Origin of the sequence: Mesorhizobium sp. 113-3-9 (assembly GCF_016756515.1) — a bacterium.
Taxonomy (GTDB): domain Bacteria; phylum Pseudomonadota; class Alphaproteobacteria; order Rhizobiales; family Rhizobiaceae; genus Mesorhizobium.
This window is the reverse complement of the sequence record NZ_AP023246.1, coordinates 91474-109331: the sequence shown is the minus strand read 5'-3', so window position 1 is coordinate 109331 and position 17858 is coordinate 91474. Positions and strand designations below refer to the sequence as shown.

General features: G+C 65.1%; 12 protein-coding genes. 7 read left to right on the top strand and 5 right to left on the bottom strand.

Translation table 11 applies throughout. The features are described 5' to 3' along the window. Positions 1-16 precede the first annotated feature (16 nt). Positions 17-1546 carry an ABC transporter substrate-binding protein gene (locus MesoLj_RS00525; RefSeq protein WP_202324727.1) on the bottom strand — a complete coding sequence of 510 codons (1530 nt, stop codon included), beginning with the start codon at positions 1544-1546 and terminating at the stop codon, positions 17-19. 109 nt (positions 1547-1655) lie between these two features. Further along, positions 1656-3230 carry a phytoene desaturase family protein gene (locus MesoLj_RS00520; protein WP_202324726.1) on the bottom strand — a complete coding sequence of 525 codons (1575 nt, stop codon included), beginning with the start codon at positions 3228-3230 and terminating at the stop codon, positions 1656-1658. 118 nt (positions 3231-3348) lie between these two features. Here MesoLj_RS00520 and MesoLj_RS00515 point away from each other — a divergent pair, with 118 nt between their 5' ends. The 6 genes from MesoLj_RS00515 (at position 3349) to MesoLj_RS00490 (ending at position 13719) form a co-directional block, all read left to right on the top strand. Beyond that, the gene (locus tag MesoLj_RS00515; protein WP_202324725.1) at positions 3349-4140 is read left to right on the top strand and encodes a cyclase family protein; all 792 of its coding nucleotides are present in this window, start codon (positions 3349-3351) and stop codon (positions 4138-4140) included. A gap of 62 nt (positions 4141-4202) precedes the next feature. Further along, positions 4203-5774, top strand: coding sequence for a phytoene desaturase family protein (locus MesoLj_RS00510; protein WP_202324724.1), 1572 nt, complete (start codon positions 4203-4205; stop codon positions 5772-5774). Continuing rightward, positions 5774-6256 (top strand): MarR family winged helix-turn-helix transcriptional regulator, encoded by a 483-nt coding sequence (locus MesoLj_RS00505; protein WP_202324723.1) that lies wholly within the window; start codon positions 5774-5776, stop codon positions 6254-6256. The genes MesoLj_RS00510 and MesoLj_RS00505 overlap by 1 nt, the downstream gene beginning before the upstream one ends. A 59-nt stretch (positions 6257-6315) precedes the next feature. Then, on the top strand, positions 6316-8469 hold the full coding sequence (locus tag MesoLj_RS00500; protein WP_202324722.1) for a thiamine pyrophosphate-dependent enzyme: 2154 nt from the start codon (positions 6316-6318) through the stop codon (positions 8467-8469). Beyond that, positions 8462-10051: an indolepyruvate oxidoreductase subunit beta family protein gene (locus MesoLj_RS00495; RefSeq protein WP_202324721.1), complete on the top strand. Its 1590-nt coding sequence runs from the start codon at positions 8462-8464 to the stop codon at positions 10049-10051. The genes MesoLj_RS00500 and MesoLj_RS00495 overlap by 8 nt, the downstream gene beginning before the upstream one ends. 260 nt (positions 10052-10311) lie before the next feature. Beyond that, a complete protein-coding gene (locus MesoLj_RS00490) occupies positions 10312-13719 on the top strand; it encodes an acyl-[ACP]--phospholipid O-acyltransferase (RefSeq protein WP_140775590.1) in 3408 nt (1135 codons plus the stop codon). Positions 13720-13846: 127 nt separating this feature from the next. Here MesoLj_RS00490 and MesoLj_RS00485 read toward each other — a convergent pair whose 3' ends face one another. Next, a complete protein-coding gene (locus MesoLj_RS00485; protein ID WP_202324720.1) occupies positions 13847-14293 on the bottom strand; it encodes a pyridoxamine 5'-phosphate oxidase family protein in 447 nt (148 codons plus the stop codon). 329 nt (positions 14294-14622) lie between these two features. Here MesoLj_RS00485 and MesoLj_RS00480 point away from each other — a divergent pair, with 329 nt between their 5' ends. Continuing rightward, positions 14623-14889 (top strand): GCG_CRPN prefix-to-repeats domain-containing protein, encoded by a 267-nt coding sequence (locus tag MesoLj_RS00480; protein WP_140775586.1) that lies wholly within the window; start codon positions 14623-14625, stop codon positions 14887-14889. 72 nt (positions 14890-14961) lie between these two features. Here MesoLj_RS00480 and MesoLj_RS00475 read toward each other — a convergent pair whose 3' ends face one another. Beyond that, entirely contained in the window at positions 14962-16200 is a 1239-nt protein-coding gene (locus MesoLj_RS00475) for a DUF1501 domain-containing protein (RefSeq protein WP_202324719.1), read from the bottom strand. Between the two features lie 46 nt (positions 16201-16246). Further along, positions 16247-17806: a DUF1800 domain-containing protein gene (locus MesoLj_RS00470; protein WP_202324718.1), complete on the bottom strand. Its 1560-nt coding sequence runs from the start codon at positions 17804-17806 to the stop codon at positions 16247-16249. Between the last annotated feature and the right edge of the window lie 52 nt (positions 17807-17858).

Genomic DNA, 17858 nt, shown 5'->3' with positions numbered 1-17858 from the left:
CAATTCCAGGCCGATATCAGGCCGGGGTCATCAGCGCCGGCAGCAGCGCGCCGGAGATATGCTGCACGACGTTGACGCCCTTGGCGTGCACGATCGGCTGGGCGAACTGCAGCAGCGGCAGCACATAGGCCTGCTCGGCGATGTATTTGTCGACCGCCTTCCAGCCGGCGATGCGCTTGGCCTCGTCCTTCTCGCCCCAGAGCGGACCGATCTTGGCGTCGAGGTCGTCGGTCTTCCAGGACGAGTGCGGCGACGGCCCGAACATGGCGAAACCGGTCGAGGTGGTCGGATCGCCGATGGCGTTGCCCCAGTTGTAGAAGGCCGCCGGCGCCAGCTTGTGCGCGGCGCGCAGTTCATAGTGCTTGGCAATCTCGTAGACCTCGATCGTCGCCTCGATGCCGACCTTGCGCCACATGCCGACGATCGCCTGCACGATCTCGTAGTCCTTGGGTTTGAAGCCCTTGGTCGTCTGGATGGTGACCTTGGCCGGCTTCTCCGGCGAGTAGCCGGAGGCCGCCAGCAACTCCTTGGCCTTTTCGGGATTGTGCTCGACCTTGATCGATGGATCGAAGGCCGCGTATTCCGGCGTCTCCAGTGTCGCGATCGGCTGGCCGTAGCCACGCAGCAGCCGCTTGACCAGAAGCTCCTTGTCCACCGCCATCACGGCCGCTAGGCGGACATTCTTGTCCAGCATGGCGTCCTTGTTGTTGAAGAAGATCATGCCGATGTCGGAGACGTTCTTGCACGAGCCGGCCAGCCCGTCCTTGGCGATCAGCCGGTCATATTCCTCATACGGGATTTCAAGCGTCACCTGCGAGGAGCCGGACTCGATCTCGGCAACGCGGCTCGCCGCGTCGGTGACGAATTTGATCGTCACATTCTCGAAGGCCGGCTTGCCGCCCCAATAGTTCGGATTGGCCTTGAGCCGCAGGAAGGCGTTGCGTTCGAATTTTTCGACCATGTACGGGCCGGTGCCGATCGGCGCCTTCTCGAAACCTTCGGCGCCGACCTTCTCGTAATAGGCCTTCGGCAGGATGTAGCCGGTCAGGAACGACATCCACTTGAAATAGACCGGGTCGAACTGCACCACGTCGCCGGTGATCTTGTTGCCGTCGATCTTGAAGTTGTTGACGTTCTTCCAGACGAACTGGATCGGATTGCCGGTCTTTTCGTCGCCTGCCCGCTGCAGCGACCAGACCACGTCCTCGGGCGTGAACGGCGAGCCGTCATGCCAGGTCACGCCTTCGCGCACCGTCATCGTCACCTTGGTGCGGTCGTCGTTCCAGCCCCATTCGGTGAGCAGGCCCGGCGCGAAGGACAGGTCCGGCTTCTGCGGAATGAACTGGTCGAAGACTGATTGATAGAGGCCCTGGATCGTCGGGTTGACGGCCGAGGGTCCGGTGGTCGGATCCCAGGAGGGCAGGTTGACATTGTAGGCGATGGTCAGTTCGCCGGCGGCCGCCTTGGCGATCCGCGGCAGGCCAACGGCGGCCACACCAAGTGCGGCGGCACTGTATCCAAGCAATTCGCGTCTGGTGATTGTCATGGTCGTTCCCCTTGTTGGTTATTGTCTTTGCGCGGCAGTGTCAGGTCATTGGTTCAGGCTTCGTGGACAGCAGCGCCTTGCCTCTCGTCGCCCCGATAAAATCGTCGGCCTACCTCCCGCCAAGCTGTTGCGCGAGCATGAAGCCCGAGGCCGCACCGGTGCCGGCGCCCGGCCATGTCGCGGCGCCCGTTAGATGCAGATTTTTGACCGGCGTGTTCCAGCCGGTATAGCCGCGCGCCGGGCGGAACAGAAAGTTCTGCGCCAGATGGTGGCTGCCGCAGACCTGGTCGCCGCCGACGAGGTTCGGGTTCTCGCGTTCGAGGTCGATGGGCGAGAACACCGCCCGCCCGAGAATTTTGCCCCGCAGGCCGGGCGCATAGGTCTCGATGATGTCGAGCACGCGCTCGGCATAGGCCTCCTTGACCTGATCCCAATGCGCGGGCGCGATCCTGGCCGATGCATCACCCAGGATGTCGGCTGGCAGCATGCGCACCTGCACCCACAGCACATGCTTGCCCTGAGGCGCGCGCGACGGGTCGATCGCCGAGGGCTGGCCGACGACCAGCACCGGCTCGTCCGGCAGCATGCCCGCCATCGCCTGCTGATAGGTGCGCGACATCGCATCGAGCGACGGTGATAGATGCACATAGGCAAACTGCCGAAGCGCGGCCCCCGCGCTCCAGTCCGGCAGATCGTCGAGCGCCAGGTGGATCATCATCGTGCCTGGTGCGTGGCGGAATTTCTTCATCGCCGTGTCGAAGCCGGCGTCGCCGGACCCGTTGGGCAGCAGCTTGCCAGTCAGTGCCCGGGGCGCGACGCCTGCGATCACCGCCCTGGTGGCGGTATGCGTCTCACCGGAAGCGAGCCGCACCCCCGTCGCCTTGCCGCCGGATACCGTGATCTCGGCCACATCGGCGCCAGTGACGATCTGGCCGCCGGCGGAGGTCACCATGCCGGCCAGAGCCCGGATGATGGTATCGGCGCCGCCCTTGCCCAGCACCATGCCGAAACTCTGGTTGGCCATCGATTCCAGGTAGGGAAACACCGCACCGCCGGCAATATCGGGCGCGAAATCGAGATGCATGCCCCAGGTGGCGAGCGTTGCCCGCACATGGGGGGACTCGAAAGTCTCCTCCAGCCAGGCGCGTGGCGACGACAACAGCAGCCGACCGGTGTCGAGTGCGCCGGTGACACCCTTCTTGCGCCAAAGGTTCCACGCCGTGCCGGCAAGCGCGCGGGCACCCATCGGCGAGCCGAGCAGCCGGAACAGATGCTCGGCCTCCGCCGGGAACGCGGCAACCAGCCTGCGCCATGTCGTGGCGTCCGCAGTGGAGAAAGCCGCCATGCGCGCCGCGGTCTTTTCCAGATCGTTGCTGACGCCGAACCAGCGTCCATCCGGAAAGGCGCTGGCAAAACAGTCGGCGACGGGCGCGAACTCCAGCCCCTGCGCTTTCAATTCATTTGCATATTTCCGATGGAAGGCGGAGCCGGCAAACAGGCTCAGATTCATCGCGCCGAAATCGTGGCGGAAGCCGGGAAGGGTGAATTCGCGGGTCTGGACAGCGCCGCCGATTGTTGCGCTGCGCTCAAAAATCCCGGTTTTCCAGCCTTTGAGCGCAAGATGCGCGGCGCATGCCAGACTATTATGGCCCGCCCCGACAAAGATGGCGTCGAACTCGCTCACGCCCCGTTCCCATTTCCTTTATGCTTAAAGATAATTGCAGATGCATATGTTTTCGTCTAGTAGGATATTAAGGGCCGAGACGAGCCTTGATCATCATCGAAAAGAGGGAACAGAGACCATGGACACCCAAAAACTCCTCGGCGAGGTCGCCGGCCAGCTTCTTTCCGGCGCCATCAAGGTGGTCGACCTGTCGGCACCGCTCGGTCCCGATACACCGCTGATCAAGCTGCCGCCGGAACTCGCGGTCGACACGCCGAAAGTCGAGATCCACAACATCTCCCGCTACGACAAGAACGGTCCCTGGTGGGCATGGAACTGGCTGAAGCTTGGCGAGCATTCGGGCACGCATTTCGATGCGCCCCAGCATTGGATCAGCGGCAAGGATTACCCGGACGGCGCCACCGACACCATTCCGGCGCAGAACTTTGTCGGCCCGGTCAATGTCATCGACTGCTCGAAGGAAGCCGCCGCCGATCCCGATTTCCTGCTCACCGTCGACCACATCAAGGCATGGGAAGCCAAGCATGGCGCCATCAACGCCGGCGAGTGGGTGGTGATGCGCACCGACTGGTACAAGCGCAATGGCTCGGAAGCCGAGTTCCTCAATGCCAACGAGACCGGCCCGCATACGCCCGGCCCGACGGCTGAAGCCATCCAGTTCCTGATCAGCAAGAACATCAAGGGCTGGGGCTCGGAGACGATAGGCACCGACGCCGGCAAGGCCGGCGGCATGGAGCCGCCATTCCCGGCGCACACGCTGATGCACAAGGCCAACCGCTACGGCCTCGCCAGCCTCTGCAATCTCGATCAGTTGCCGCCGAAGGGCGCGATCCTGATCGCGGCGCCGCTCAAGATCGAGCACGGCACCGGCAGCCCGATCCGCGCATTGGCGCTGGTATCGGGCAAATAGAGCGAGGTGGGTCTTCGGGAGAAGATCATGCGCGCAGCTCCGACGGTCGAGAGAAACTGTCAATGAAGGCGCCCGACCACATCATCGTCGGCAGCGGCATCAACGCGCTGGTTTGCGCGGCGATGCTTGGCGGCAAGGGCGCTGATGTGCTCGTTCTCGAGCGCAACGACCGCATCGGCGGCTGCATGCGCACCGAGGAGATCACCGCGCCCGGCTTCGTCCACGATGTGATGGCGACGACCTTCGTGCTGTTCATCACCTCGCCGGCCTTCGCCGCACTCGGCAAGGACCTTGCCCGCCATGGGCTGGAGTTCTGCCACACGGCAACGCCGACCGGCGTGCTTCGGCCGGACGGCAGCCATGCGGTGCTCGGCACCGACCGTGCCGCCAACGTCGCCGCGCTCAACGCGATCGCGGCGGGCGATGGCGACCGGCACGCGGACGATGTCGGCGGCATCGAGCGCAATGCCGGCCTGCTGTTCGGTCTGCTCGGTGGGGCGCTCTGGTCCTATCCTACGGCGAAGCTGCTGGCGGGCGACGCCTGGCGGCGTGGCTCACGCGGCCTTGCCGCCTTTCTCGGCGACGCCCTGGTGCCGGCGCGCGGCTGGCTGGAAAGTACCTACCAGTCCGAAACCATCCGGGCGCTCTGGGCGCCCTGGGTGCTGCATGCCGGGCTGGGCCCCGAGGATGCGTTCTCCGGTCAGATCGCCAAGGTGATCGCCTTCGCGCTCGAGGCGGCCGGCGCGCCGATCGTCAAGGGTGGGGCGAAGAACTTGCTATCGGCTTTCGAGGCATTGATCACCGAGCGCGGCGGCGTCATCTCCACGGGAGCGGACGTTGCTTCCATCATCCTGGATGGGGGCCGCGCCACCGGTGTGCGGCTGGCCTCGGGCGAAACGGTTCATGCGAAGAAGAGCGTGATCTGCTCGGTCACGCCGACGCAGCTTTACGGTCGGCTGCTCGGCAAGGATGCCGCCCAAGCCGATGTCGATGCGACGCGGAAATATCGCTACGGCAAAGGCAACTTCCAGATCCATTACGCCCTCGACAAGCCGCCGGCATGGCGCGGTGAGGGGCTGGACAAGGTGGCGTTGCTGCACCTGACGCCGGGACTGGACGGCGTCTCCAAGGCCTGCAACGAGGCGGTGCGCGGCATGCTGCCGGAGGTGCCCACCATCTGTGTCGGCCAGCCGCATGCGCTCGATCCCTCGCGCTGTCCGGCGGGCAAGGCGATCCTGTGGCTGCAACTGCCCGAGGCGCCCCGGTACATCAAGGGCGACGCCGCCGGCAAGCTGCAGGCCCCGGCTGACGGGCAATGGACCGAAGCGTTGCGCGAGGCCTATGCCGACCGCGCCGAGGCGATCCTCGCCGGCCACATTGACGGCTTCAAGGACAGCGTGATTGCCCGCCGCGCCTATTCGCCGGCCGATCTCGAGGCGATGAACATCAACCTGGTCGGCGGCGACCCCTATGGCGGTTCCTCGACCATCGACCAGTCCTTCCTGTGGCGGCCGTTCAAGACCAGCCGCAACCACCAGACCGGTATCAGGAACCTCTACCATATCGGCGCCTCGACCCATCCGGGTGCCGGCCTCGGCGGCGGTTCCGGCTTCCTCCTGGCGGGGAGGCTCTGATGGAGCAGAAGGTGGCGGAAAAGCGCCAGCGCATCTCGACCCTCGGGCAGATCGGCCTGCAGCAATTCGCGCCCTATCTGATGAACCGCATCATGGGCCGCTACAACGCCACCTTGCGCGATGATTTCCGCAAGCAGGGCCTGACCATCTCGCAGGTGCGCACGCTGGCCGTTCTGTCGGTCACGGACGGCGTCACCGTCAACGACCTCTCGGTCTATACGGTCATCGAGCAGTCGACCTTGAGCCGCACGCTCGACACGCTGGAGGGGCAAGGCTTCGTGCGACGCGAGCAGGGCGTTACCGACAGCCGCATCCGCCATGTGTTCCTGACCGACGAGGGCCGCGCCGAGTTCACGCGCGCCTGGCCGGCCATGCACGATGCGTTCGAGGCGATGTTCGACGATGTCGACGACGCCGAATACGCAGCCCTCATCACGACGCTGCAGAAGATGCTGAAGAACATTCGCAAGCACGACATCTAGACCTACGCGCCGCCAGTGCCAGCCGATACGGGCTGGGCGGTAACGGAAGGATTGAAGAAATGGCCGAACGGTCTTTTGCCAAGGAAGTCGAGAAACTCCGGCTCGGCGCGGGCGATGAATTCGCCGGCGAAGGCATCCTCGCCATCACCAAGGCGCTGCTGCAATGCGGCGTCGGTTATGTCGGCGGCTATCAGGGCGCGCCGATCAGCCATCTGATGGACGTGCTGGCCGATGCGCAGGACATTCTGGGCGAGCTCGGGGTCCATTTCGAGGCCAGCGCCTCGGAAGCGACCGCCACCGCCATGCTGGCCGCCTCGGTGCATTATCCGATCCGCGGCGCGGCGACCTTCAAGTCGACCGTCGGCACCAATGTCGCCTCCGACGCGCTCGCCAACCTCGCGTCCGGCGGCGTTACCGGTGGCGCGCTGATCATCGTCGGCGAGGACTATGGCGAGGGCTCCTCGATCATGCAGGAGCGCAGCCATGCCTTCGCCATGAAGAGCCAGGTCTGGCTGCTCGACCCGCGTCCGAACCTGCCGTCGATCGTCAAGGCGGTGGAAGACGGCTTCGAACTGTCCGAGGTCTCCAACACGCCGGTCATGCTGCAGGTGCGCATCCGCTGCTGCCACGTCCACGGCCATTTCATCGCCAAGGACAATAAGCGCCCGCCGATGACCGTGGCCGACGCGCTGGAAGCGCCGCGCCGCGACACTGGCCGCATCGTGCTGCCGCCCGCCTCCTTCCTGCATGAGAAGGAGAAAGTGGCGAAGCGCTGGCCAGCGGCGGTGGATTTCATCGCCAGGAACAAGATCAACGAATTCTTCGGGTCGGACCACGGCTCGGTCGGCATCGTCATGCAGGGCGGCATGTACAATTCGGTCATCCGTGCCTTGCAGCGTCTCGGTCTTGCCGACACCTATGGCGACACCGATGTGCCGCTCTATGTGCTCAACGCCGTCTATCCCTTGATCGATGACGAATTCCTGTCCTTCTGCGAAGGCAAGCAGCCGGTGCTGGTCGTCGAGGAAGGCCAGCCCAATTACATCGAACAGGCTTTTGCCGCGATGCTGCACAAGGCCGGGCGTGGCACGAGGCTGGTCGGCAAGGAATATCTGCCGATGGCTGGCGAATACACCGGCCAGGTCATGCTCGACGGCATTGGCGCCTTCCTGCGCGCCGAGGCGCCGCATCTCTTGCCGGGCGAAGTGCGTGCGCCCAACAAGGTCGGCGACGGCGTCGATACCGCTGACCTGATCAACGTCGTGCCGGGCCGCCCGCCGGGCTTCTGCATCGGCTGCCCGGAGCGGCCGATCTTCGCCGCGACCAAACTGGTCGAGCAGGAACTCGGCAAGCACCACATCGCCTCCGACATAGGCTGCCATCTGTTCTCGATCATGCCGCCTTTCGAACTCGGTGCCACCACGATGGGCTATGGTCTCGGCCCGGCTTCGGCCTCGGCGTTCAATTCGCCCGACGCCAAGCGCCGCTCGATCTCCTTCGTCGGCGATGGCGGCTTCTGGCACAACGGCTTGACCTCCTCGATCGGCAACGCCGTGTTCAACAAGAATGACGGCGTCATTGTCATCGTCGACAATTTCTATTCGGCCGCCACCGGTGGGCAGGACATCCTGTCGTCGCGGGCGGGCAACAAGACCAAGTCGACAAAACATCCGATCACCGAAGCGGTGAAGGGCATGGGCGTCAAATGGCTGCGCCATGTCGACCGCACCTACGATGTCGGCAAGATGCAAGCCACGCTGCGCGAGGCGCTGACGACGGAGGAGAAGGGGCCGAAGGTCATCGTCGCCTCGTCCGAATGCATGCTAAACCGCCAGCGTCGCGAAAAGCCATTGGTCGACAAGGCGATCAAGGGCGGGACAAGGATCGTCAAACCGAAATTCGGCGTCGATGAGGACATCTGCACCGGCGACCATGCCTGCATGCGGCTGTCCGGCTGCCCGTCGCTGTCGGTCAAGTCGCTCGACGATCCGCTACGCGACGATCCGGTGGCGTCCATCGACCAGAACTGTGTCGGTTGCGGCAATTGCGGCGAGGTCGCCGATGCGGCGGTGCTCTGCCCGTCCTTCTATCGTGCCGACGTCGTGCACAATCCGAGCCGTTGGGACCGCTTCCTGGAAAGCGCGCGCCGCGCCGTGATCAGCCTGTTGCAACGCCGCCGCGAAAGCCGGCGCCTGACCTTCGCCGATGCTTGACGCTGTCCCGCCATTCCGCGCCAAGGCCGGCGCCCAGGACGATGAGCGCGTCATCAAGCTCGCCGTGCTGGCTGTCGGTGGCCAGGGCGGCGGCGTGCTGGCTGATTGGATCACCGACGTTGCCGAGCGCAATGGTTATGTCGCGCAATCGACCTCGGTCGCCGGCGTCGCCCAGCGCACCGGCGCCACCATCTACTATGTCGAGATGGCCCGCGACACCGGCAGGCTGCCGGTCTTCGCGCTGTCGCCCTCGCAAGGCGATGTCGACATCCTGATCGCCGCTGAATTGATGGAGGCCGGCCGCGCCATCATCCGCGGCTTCGTCACGCCCGAGCGCACGACGCTGATCGCTTCGTCGCATCGCATCGCCGCCGTGTCGGAAAAAATCGAGCCGGGCGATGGCCGGGCCTCGTCCTCCAAGGTGCATGCGACGGCGGAGGCCGCATCGAAGCGCTTTATCGCCTTCGACATGGAAAAGATCGCCGCCGACAATGGTTCGATGATCTCGGCCAGCCTGCTCGGCGCGCTGGCGGGGTCGGACGCGTTGCCGTTCACGCGCGAAAGCTATGAGCAGGCGATTGGCGCCGGGGGCCGTGGCGTCAAGGCGAGCCTTGCCGCCTTTGGCGCCGCGTTTGACCGCGCGCGCGGCACGGCCGCGCCGGCGTCAAAGCCAGGTGAACCGGCTGTCGCGGAATCCGTCCTGGGTGCCGGACAGGTGAGTGGTCCGCAAAGCCTGCTGCAGGGCTGGCAGGTGCTCGCCGCTCGCATCGACCTGATGCCCGTCGCCGTGCGCGACATGGCGCTACGGGGCCTGAGGAAGGTCGTCGACTATCAGGATATCGCCTATGGTGGCGAGTATCTCGACCGGCTGGACAAGGCCGTCGCGCTGGACAACGCCGGACATGCCCACGCGCTGTCCATCGCCGCCGCCAAGCATCTCGCCAACGCGCTCTGCTACGACGACATGATCCGCGTTGCCGATCTGAAGACGCGTTCGACCCGTGATCGGCGTGTGCGCAAGGAGGTAGGGGTCAAGGAAGGCTCGGTCCTGCAGGTGACCGAATATTTCCACCCGCGCATCGAGGAATTCTGCGGCACACTGCCGGCGGGGCTCGGCAGCTACATCGAGAACCGGCCGAAACTCGCCGCCTTCCTCGACCGGCGCATCAACCATGGCCGCCGCATCCGCACCGACAGTTTCGCCGGCTTTGCGGCCCTCTGGTTCATCGGCGGCCTGCGCCGCTGGCGCCGGAGCCTGCTGCGCCACAAGGTCGAGATGAGCCATCTCGATCGTTGGTACGCGCTGGCGCTCGCCCATGCGTCCCGGGACTATGCGCTCGCTGTCGAAATCCTCAATTGCCGCCGGCTGATCAAGGGCTACAGCGATACCCATGTGCGCGCCCAGTCGAAATTCGACCGCGTGCTGTCGGCGCTTCCCATGCTCAAGGGCCGAACCGATGCCGCCGACTGGATCCGCCGACTGCGCGAGGCAGCGCTGAAGGACGAGAAGGGCGACATGCTCGATGGCGCGCTGAAGACAGTGGCGACGCTCGGACCAGGTCCGGCAACCGGGGCGCCCTGACCCCTTACAAACGCCGCTGGCCGCCGTCCCTGTTTCTATCTGCAATGAACATTGTTCATTTTTCGCTTGAACGCTGTTCAAAAAATGGTAAGCTTCGATTGTGAACGATGTTCATTTCCAGCAGCCGAAAGCCGTGGATGGGCATCAAGCGCAGTAAGGAAGTTTAATCAGCTCACTGATATCACTGAGATTGAAATAGCGCCTGCAACCCCGCAGGGCCCCCGGCACGCGTCGTAGGGTTCCGCCAAATGGAAATCGCCATGAACACGCATCTGATGTTGTCCCGGCGCTTTGCGCCCCTGTTCTGGACGCAGTTCCTGTCCGCCTTCAATGACAATTTCCTCAAGAACACGCTGGTGTTCCTGATTCTTTTCACGCTGGCCGCCGATCAGGCGGCTTCGCTGGTCACTTTGGCGGGGGCCGTCTTCATGGCGCCCTTCCTGTTGTTGTCCGCGCTTGGCGGCGAGATCGCCGACCGCTTCGACAAGGCCCTTATCGCCCGGCGGCTGAAATTCGCCGAGATTGCCGCGGCGGGTGTCTCTGTCGCCGGCATCGCGCTGTCGTCGATCCCCGTGCTGATGACGGCGTTGCTGATGTTCGGCATCATCTCGGCGCTGTTCGGGCCGATCAAATACGGCATCCTGCCTGATCACCTCGAGCGCAAGGAACTGCCCAAGGCCAACGCCTGGATCGAGTCGGCCACTTTTGCCGCCATCCTCGGCGGCACCATTGCCGGGGGCGTCGTCTCGGCCGATGGCATCGGCGTCACGGTGTTCGGGCCGATCATGATGGCCTTGGCGGTCGGCTGCTGGTTCGTCAGCCGCTACATTCCGTCCACGGGTTCCGCGGCGCCCGACCTTGTCATCGACAAAAATATCTTTCGCTCGACCTGGCGCCAGGTCAGCGAGTTGCGCACCGACAAGCGCATCTGGCGCGCCGGCCTGATGACTTCATGGTTCTGGCTGATCGGCGCCATCGTGCTGTCGATCCTGCCGACCTTGATCAAGGATTCGCTCGGCGGCGACGAAATCGCCGTCACCGTCTATCTCGCGGTCTTCGCCGTATCGATCGCTATCGGCTCGGCCATTGCCGCCTGGATGTCGCAGGGCCGCATCGTGCTTCTGCCCGCGCCCGTCGGCACGGCGCTGCTGGCGCTGTTCGGCCTGCATCTGGCCTGGACCATCTGGAGCATGCAGCCTTCGCCGAGGGCCGAAACGCTTGCCCTGTTCTTCGCCGGGCCAAACACGATCCGTGTCGCGATCGACCTCGCCGGCATGGCCATCGCCAGTGCCTTCCTCGTCGTGCCGACTTTCGCTGCCGTGCAGGCCTGGTCGCCTGAAGCGCGCCGCGCCCGCGTCGTCGCCGCCGTCAGCATCGTCAATGCCGGCTTCATGACGGTCGGCGGCATTGTTGTCGCCGTGATCCAGACGAAAGTCTCCACCGGCGGCATCCTGTTCGGCTTGGCCGTGGCCAATGCCATTGCAGCTTGGCTGATGCTGAAATTCCTGCCGACCAACGCGTTCCGCGACTTCGTCTCCATCCTGTTCCGCGCCTTCCTGCGCCTGGAGGTCGAGGGCATGGAGAACCTCAAGGCGGCCGGCAAGGCGCCGATCCTGGCGCTCAACCATGTCAGCTTCCTCGACGGTCCGCTCGCCTTGACGCTAACCGATGAGGAGCCGGTCTTCGCCATCGACTACACCATCGCCCAGGCCTGGTGGATGAAGCCTTTCATGAAGCTCGCCCGCGCTCTGCCGCTCAACCCGGCCAAGCCGATGTCGACCCGCACGCTGATCAAGATCGTGCAGGGCGGCGATCCGCTGGTCATCTTCCCCGAAGGCCGCATCACCGTCACCGGCGGGCTGATGAAGGTCTATGACGGCGCCGCCATGGTGGCCGACAAGACCGGCTCGATGGTCGTGCCGATCCGCATCGACGGGCTGGAGAAAAGCCCATTCTCCCGGCTGACGTCGCAGCATGTGCGCCGCCGTCTGTTCCCGAAGGTCAAGGTGACCATTCTGGAGCCGGTCAAGCTGGAAGTGCCGCCCGCGCTGAAAGGCCGCCAGCGCCGCGCCGCGGCGGGTGCTGCCCTCTATCAGGTCATGTCGGATCTCGTCTTCCGCACCCAGGACATCAACAGGACGGTTCTGGAGAAGATCATCCTGACCGCGAACGAACGCGGCATGAAACGGCTCGCCGTGCAGGATCCGGTCACCGGCTCGCTAAGCTATGGCAAGCTGCTGACGGCGGCCGCCGTGCTTGGCGAGAAATTTAAGAACCTTTATGCCGATCAGCAGACGCTCGGCGTCATGCTGCCCAACGCCAACGGCTCATGCGCGACGCTGCTTGGCGTGATGTCGGCTGGCAAGGTGCCGGCGATGATCAACTTCACCGCGGGTGCCGCCAACATCCTGTCCGCCTGCAAGGCCGCCGAGGTGCGCACGGTGCTCACGTCCCGCGCGTTTGTCGAGCAGGCAAAGCTCGGCGCGGTGGTCGAGGAAATCGGCCGCTCGGTCGACATCGTCTGGCTCGACGATTTGCGCAAGACGATCGGTCTCAAGGACAAGCTGCTCGGCCTGTTGCGCAAGTCGACGCCGCGCGCGCCGCGCAAGCCCAACGACCCGGCGGTAATCCTGTTCACTTCGGGTTCGGAAGGCACGCCGAAGGGCGTTGTGCTGACCCACCGCAACATCCTGGCCAATGCCGCGCAGGCGGCTTCGCGCATCGACTTCCACTCGGGCGACAAGGTGTTCAACGTGCTGCCGATCTTCCATTCCTTCGGCATGACGGCCGGTACGGTGCTGCCGCTGATTTCGGGCGTGCCGGTCTATTTCTACCCGTCGCCGCTGCACTACCGCATCGTGCCGGAACTGATCTACGCATCCAACGCGACGATCATCTTCGGCACCGACACGTTCCTCAGCGGTTATGCGCGGACCGCGCACCCGTACGACTTCCGCTCGATACGCTATTGCTTTGCCGGCGCGGAACCGGTCAAGGCGTCCACGCGCATGACCTATATGGAGAAGTTCGGCGTGCGCATCCTGGAAGGCTATGGCGTCACCGAGACCGCACCGGTGATCTCCATCAACACGCCGATGTACAACCGCTCCGGCAGCGTCGGCAAGATCATGCCCGGCATGGAGTATCGTCTCGATCCGGTGCCAGGTGTCGACGATGGCGGCCGGCTGCATGTCCGTGGGCCGAACGTGATGGCGGGTTATCTGCGCGCCGAGAGACCTGGCGTGCTCGAACCGCTGCCGGATGGCTGGCATGACACTGGTGACGTCGTCTCGGTCGACGACGGAGGGTTCATCACCATTCGCGGCCGCGCCAAGCGTTTCGCCAAGATCGGTGGCGAGATGATTTCGCTCGCCGCCGTCGAAGCGCTGGCGGGTGAATTGTGGAAGGGCTCGTTGTCGGCCGTCGCGGCTGTGGCGGATGCGCGCAAGGGCGAGAAGCTCATTCTCATCACCGAAGCCCCCGGCGCCACACGTGCCGAGTTCCTGGCGTTCGCCAAGGCGAACGGTGCCATGGACCTGATGGTGCCCGCCGAAGTGCGCGTCGTCCAGAAAGTGCCGGTGCTCGGCTCCGGCAAGCTCGACTTTGCCGGCGTGACCAAACTTGTGCGTGGGGAGGATGTGCCGGTCGCCAAGGTCGAGGCCGCGTGATCAAAGGCCGACAGCGACGCCCAGTCGAAAGTCGACCGCGTGCTGTCGACGTGCGATTCCGTCCAAGGTCGCGACGCCGCCTGCGCCAGGCGGCGCCGGGGGACATGCATCGAACGGTGGACAAGACCTATTCGCTTGCTTCCCGCCCAGAAACCTTTTCGACAAGGATCCGGAAAAAGACATGCGGCAAGCTGTCTGACACGAGAGGCGTAACAGGCTTGAGCGCGCCAGGTTCCCACCAGTCGACGTGCTTGCTCAACACCGACCATGCATGGTCTCGTTGAACCTTGTGGCCGATCCGGTCCGGCAGTTCCTCATAGCGGCCGTCGACAATCACGCTTCTCCATCCGCGCCCCTTTGTATGTTCTTCCACCTGGGCGCACACCAGGGGATTGGCCCGCATCCAGTCGATCTTCTTGCCCAGCAGGGAGAATGCATAGAGGTGACTGTCGGCGTAGGCGTAGTTGAAGGGCACGACGTAGGGCTGTCCATCCTTCGCGCATGCCAGATGGCCCGTGCGGTTGGCCGCCAGCAATTTCGTGCATTCCAAAGTAGAGAGCGTGCGGATCATCATAGGTGTGATCTCCTGGTCTTACCTGGCCTTCAACCTGAGCATATCTGTCAATTGGCTTCCATCAACCCTAGCGCGGGCCCTGTCATCGCTTATTGATCTGGATCAATCTGCCATGCGGCAAAGGTTGGGGCCCGCCCTGTCAACGACGAAGCCGCGCCGCCGCTGATCGAAACTTTCGGCGGGCGCAGCCGGTATGAATCGCGAGGCACGGTTTGCCGAACCCGGAACCCTTTGCTGACCTAACGAAGATGTGATCCGTCCCGCTGCGACGGGTTTGGGCCGTGCGCCGCGTTTCACGGTGGTTAGGGACGAAACCACGGAGACAACGCATGTTCACAAAATACTTGCTGCCCCTTGCACTGGCGGCCGGCACTTTGATGCTGTCCGGCGCCGGCTCGCAGGCCATGCCGATGGCCGCGCCAAGTGCCGCGCCGCCGCCGATCGAAACCGTCGGCTGGCGCTGCGGTCCCGGCTGGCACATGAACCGTTGGGGCAATTGCGTGCCCAACCGCCGCATGATGATCCGGCCGGCGCGCCATTGGCATCCCGGCTTCTGGGCGCACCACCGTTGGCACCCCGGCTATTGGGGCTGGTGATCCTTCAAACGATCAGACGGGCGATCGGAACACCCGCTCCGGAAACGGCGCGGGTGTTTTTCGTTCAAGCTATCAGGCGACGATGTCGCGCATCGGCTTCACCGCCGCCGACTCCGGAAACACCTTGTCGCCGAGCACGGCCGCGGAAAGGCCGAACTGGTCGGCGAGCAATCCCTTCAGCACCGCCCTGACATCGCTGGTCGGAGCCAGATCGCGCTGCTGGTAAAGTTGAGCCGGCTTCAAGCCCGGCCAGTCGGCGATGACGCGGCCGCCCTTGATTGCGCCGCCGGCGAGCAGCACCACCGTGCCGGTGCCGTGATCGGTGCCGACCGTGCCGTTGATCTGCGCCGTGCGCCCGAACTCGGTGATGGCGACGATCGCCGTGTCCTTCCAGCGTTCGCCCAGGCCTTTCTCGAACTCCTCGAAGGCGCCGTCGAGGCCGCCGAGCAGCGTGGCGAGCCGGCCTGTCGCGCCACCTTCGTTGACATGCGTGTCCCAGCCGTCAAAGGCCAGTGCCGCAACACGCGGACCGTCATCGGCCGCGATCAGCTTGGCGGCGCCTTGCGCGGCCTGCCGCATGCCGGCGGCGCTGTCGAGGCCGCCCTTCGGCTTCATTGCCTTGGCGCCCATCTGGTCGTCCAGCGCCATACGGTCGGCATCGAGGCCTTTTTGCAGCGCCACCGACAGCACCGGATCGCGATGCTGGTAGAGATCGAGAACCCGCGCCGCGAGGTCGCCGGCCGGCTCCGGCAGGGATTGCGGCGCCCAGCCGAGCACGGGGGCAGCACCACGGATCACCAGCGGCGTCGACGGGCCGACGGCGAGACCACCAAGCGCGGCCACGCGATCGCCCGCCGGCAGGCTTTCCAGCGCCCGGTTGAGCCATCCGGTGGCGACATGGCCGGGTCCGGCAAAACCGCTTTCCAGCACATCCTGCCCGTCGAAATGCGAGCGTTCGCGATAGCCCGTCGCGGCCGCATGCACCACCGCCGCCTGGCTTGCCTTGAACAGCCGCGCGAACACGGGCATCGCCGGATTGACCGCGAAGAAACCATCGAGCGGCAGCGCCGCGTGCGGGCCGGTGAGCGACAAAGCTATGTCGCCATGCAGGCCCGCATAGTCGGGATCGCCGACCGGGCCGACCGCCGACAGGCCGTCGAGCGCGCCGCGCAGGACGATGACGATCAGGCGTGGGTCGCGATTGTCGGCGGCGCGGGCGAAGCGGGGCAGATAGGCCCAGGCAAACAGCGCGCCGCCGGCCATCAGCACGGCGCGGCGGGAGGGATGAGGGGTTTCACACAGCAGGCTCATGACTTGGTCTCCATGGGAGTTGTCGGCGCCGGACCTATCGCTCGACCTATCGTCTCTGGAATTCGGGCGCCATCAGCAGCAGCGCCAGGCCTTGCTGCTTGGACTCGGCGCGGGCGATCGCCTGCCGCGTCTCCGGCGAGGCGGAAGGCCCAATGACGGCGTCGAGCATGTCGCTGGGATTGCCTATGTCCTTGACCTGGCGGGCCGCCTGCCAGGCGATGTCGAGGCGGACCTTCACGCCTTCCGCCGACGCCCAGCTGTCCGCCTGGTCGGAGAAGCCGTTCGGTCCCGGTGGCTGCCAGAGCGGCTCGCCCAGCGCGTTAAGCCAGCCGAGCGATTGGCCGGGATCGTTCGCCGGACCCGGGCCGACCGCCCGCCGGATGGCGGCGATGTAGTCGAACGGCGAGCGCATCTTGGCCAATGGCGTCGACCAGGCCTCCGGCATATCGATGAGGGTCGAGGCCAGTGCCCTGAGATTGCCGTCGCTCTTGGCGAAAACCTTGGCCAGCCGCGCGACCGCGGCCGGCGGCGGATCGTCGGATATGAAATGGCGGGCAAGCTCGGTGGCGATGTGCTGCGCCGTCGCCGGGTGGCTGGCGATGTCGTTGAGTGCCGCCTCGGCCTGAGCCATGCCCCCGGCCGGATAGGTCTTGCCGAGCAGAACCGCGTCACCCGGCTCATGCGCATTGGCGTTGAAGACGGAACTGCCGGGTTCACCCAGCCGACCCTCACGCCCGGCCATCGTCCAGCCGGTCAGGATGCGCGCAAAGCTGGTGACATCGGCTTGGGTGTAGCCGCTGCCGACGCCGAGCGTATGCAGTTCCATGATCTCGCGGGCGAGGTTCTCGTTGAGGCCGCGCTGGCGGTTCTTGCCGGCGCGGGAATCCGGGCCGATCGACTGCTGGTTGTCGAGATAGAACAGCATCGCCGGATGCCGCTCCACGGCCATCAGCATGTCGGCGAAGCGGCCGAGCACGAAAGGGCGGATCGCTTCCCGTTCGAAGGCGCCGGCGCTCGCCCGCACGATGTTGTCCTTGGCCACGGAAACGCAGAAATGGTTCGACCAGAAATAGACCAGACGTTCGACAAAGCCGGCATCGGCCCGCAGAGCCTTGTCGAAGCGCGCCTGGGCTTCGGCGCGGAACAGCGTGGCCTCGACCGGCGGGACGGTTGGTTTTGGCGGAACGGCTGGCTTTGGCGGAGCGGCGGGCGACGGCATGGGTTGGACGGGCGCCACCCGGACCGGTGTGCTCTGAACCGGCTTGGGCTGGACCGGCGCGGCTTGGGCAGGCATGTTCTGGATGCTCGCCGTTGCCATCGCCGGCTGCGCCGCGGCCATCCGCTCGCGGTCGAGCTTGCGCTGGACATTTGCCGCCATGCTGGCCTGGATAGCCGGCGTGCTGCCCAGCAGGCCGGCATAGGCCGGATCGTCAAGCGGGATCAGGGCGACGTCGGGTTGCCGCAGTTCCGCCTTCAGATAGCCGCGCGGGTCGCCGACAATCCTGTCGCGATCGCCGGACCTTGCCCCGAGCCCGAAGCGGTTGAAAGCGACAAGGGTCGGATCTGGGGTCGGATCTGGCGGGGAATTGGAGGCCGGGATAGCCAAGTCAGCTCTCCATTGCTGGGGCTTCCGGCGAGCAGCGCCTGAAGCCCATTCG

What these genes read in the sequence shown, in the direction of transcription:
- MesoLj_RS00525 (WP_202324727.1), bottom strand. Translation starts at nt 1,546, where the DNA reads ATGACAATCACCAGACGCGAATTGCTTGGATACAGTGCCGCCGCACTT.
- MesoLj_RS00515 (WP_202324725.1), top strand. Translation starts at nt 3,349, where the DNA reads ATGGACACCCAAAAACTCCTCGGCGAGGTCGCCGGCCAGCTTCTTTCC.
- MesoLj_RS00510 (WP_202324724.1), top strand. Translation starts at nt 4,203, where the DNA reads ATGAAGGCGCCCGACCACATCATCGTCGGCAGCGGCATCAACGCGCTG.
- MesoLj_RS00505 (WP_202324723.1), top strand. Translation starts at nt 5,774, where the DNA reads ATGGAGCAGAAGGTGGCGGAAAAGCGCCAGCGCATCTCGACCCTCGGG.
- MesoLj_RS00500 (WP_202324722.1), top strand. Translation starts at nt 6,316, where the DNA reads ATGGCCGAACGGTCTTTTGCCAAGGAAGTCGAGAAACTCCGGCTCGGC.
- MesoLj_RS00495 (WP_202324721.1), top strand. Translation starts at nt 8,462, where the DNA reads ATGCTTGACGCTGTCCCGCCATTCCGCGCCAAGGCCGGCGCCCAGGAC.
- MesoLj_RS00490 (WP_140775590.1), top strand. Translation starts at nt 10,312, where the DNA reads ATGAACACGCATCTGATGTTGTCCCGGCGCTTTGCGCCCCTGTTCTGG.
- MesoLj_RS00485 (WP_202324720.1), bottom strand. Translation starts at nt 14,293, where the DNA reads ATGATGATCCGCACGCTCTCTACTTTGGAATGCACGAAATTGCTGGCG.
- MesoLj_RS00480 (WP_140775586.1), top strand. Translation starts at nt 14,623, where the DNA reads ATGTTCACAAAATACTTGCTGCCCCTTGCACTGGCGGCCGGCACTTTG.
- MesoLj_RS00475 (WP_202324719.1), bottom strand. Translation starts at nt 16,200, where the DNA reads ATGAGCCTGCTGTGTGAAACCCCTCATCCCTCCCGCCGCGCCGTGCTG.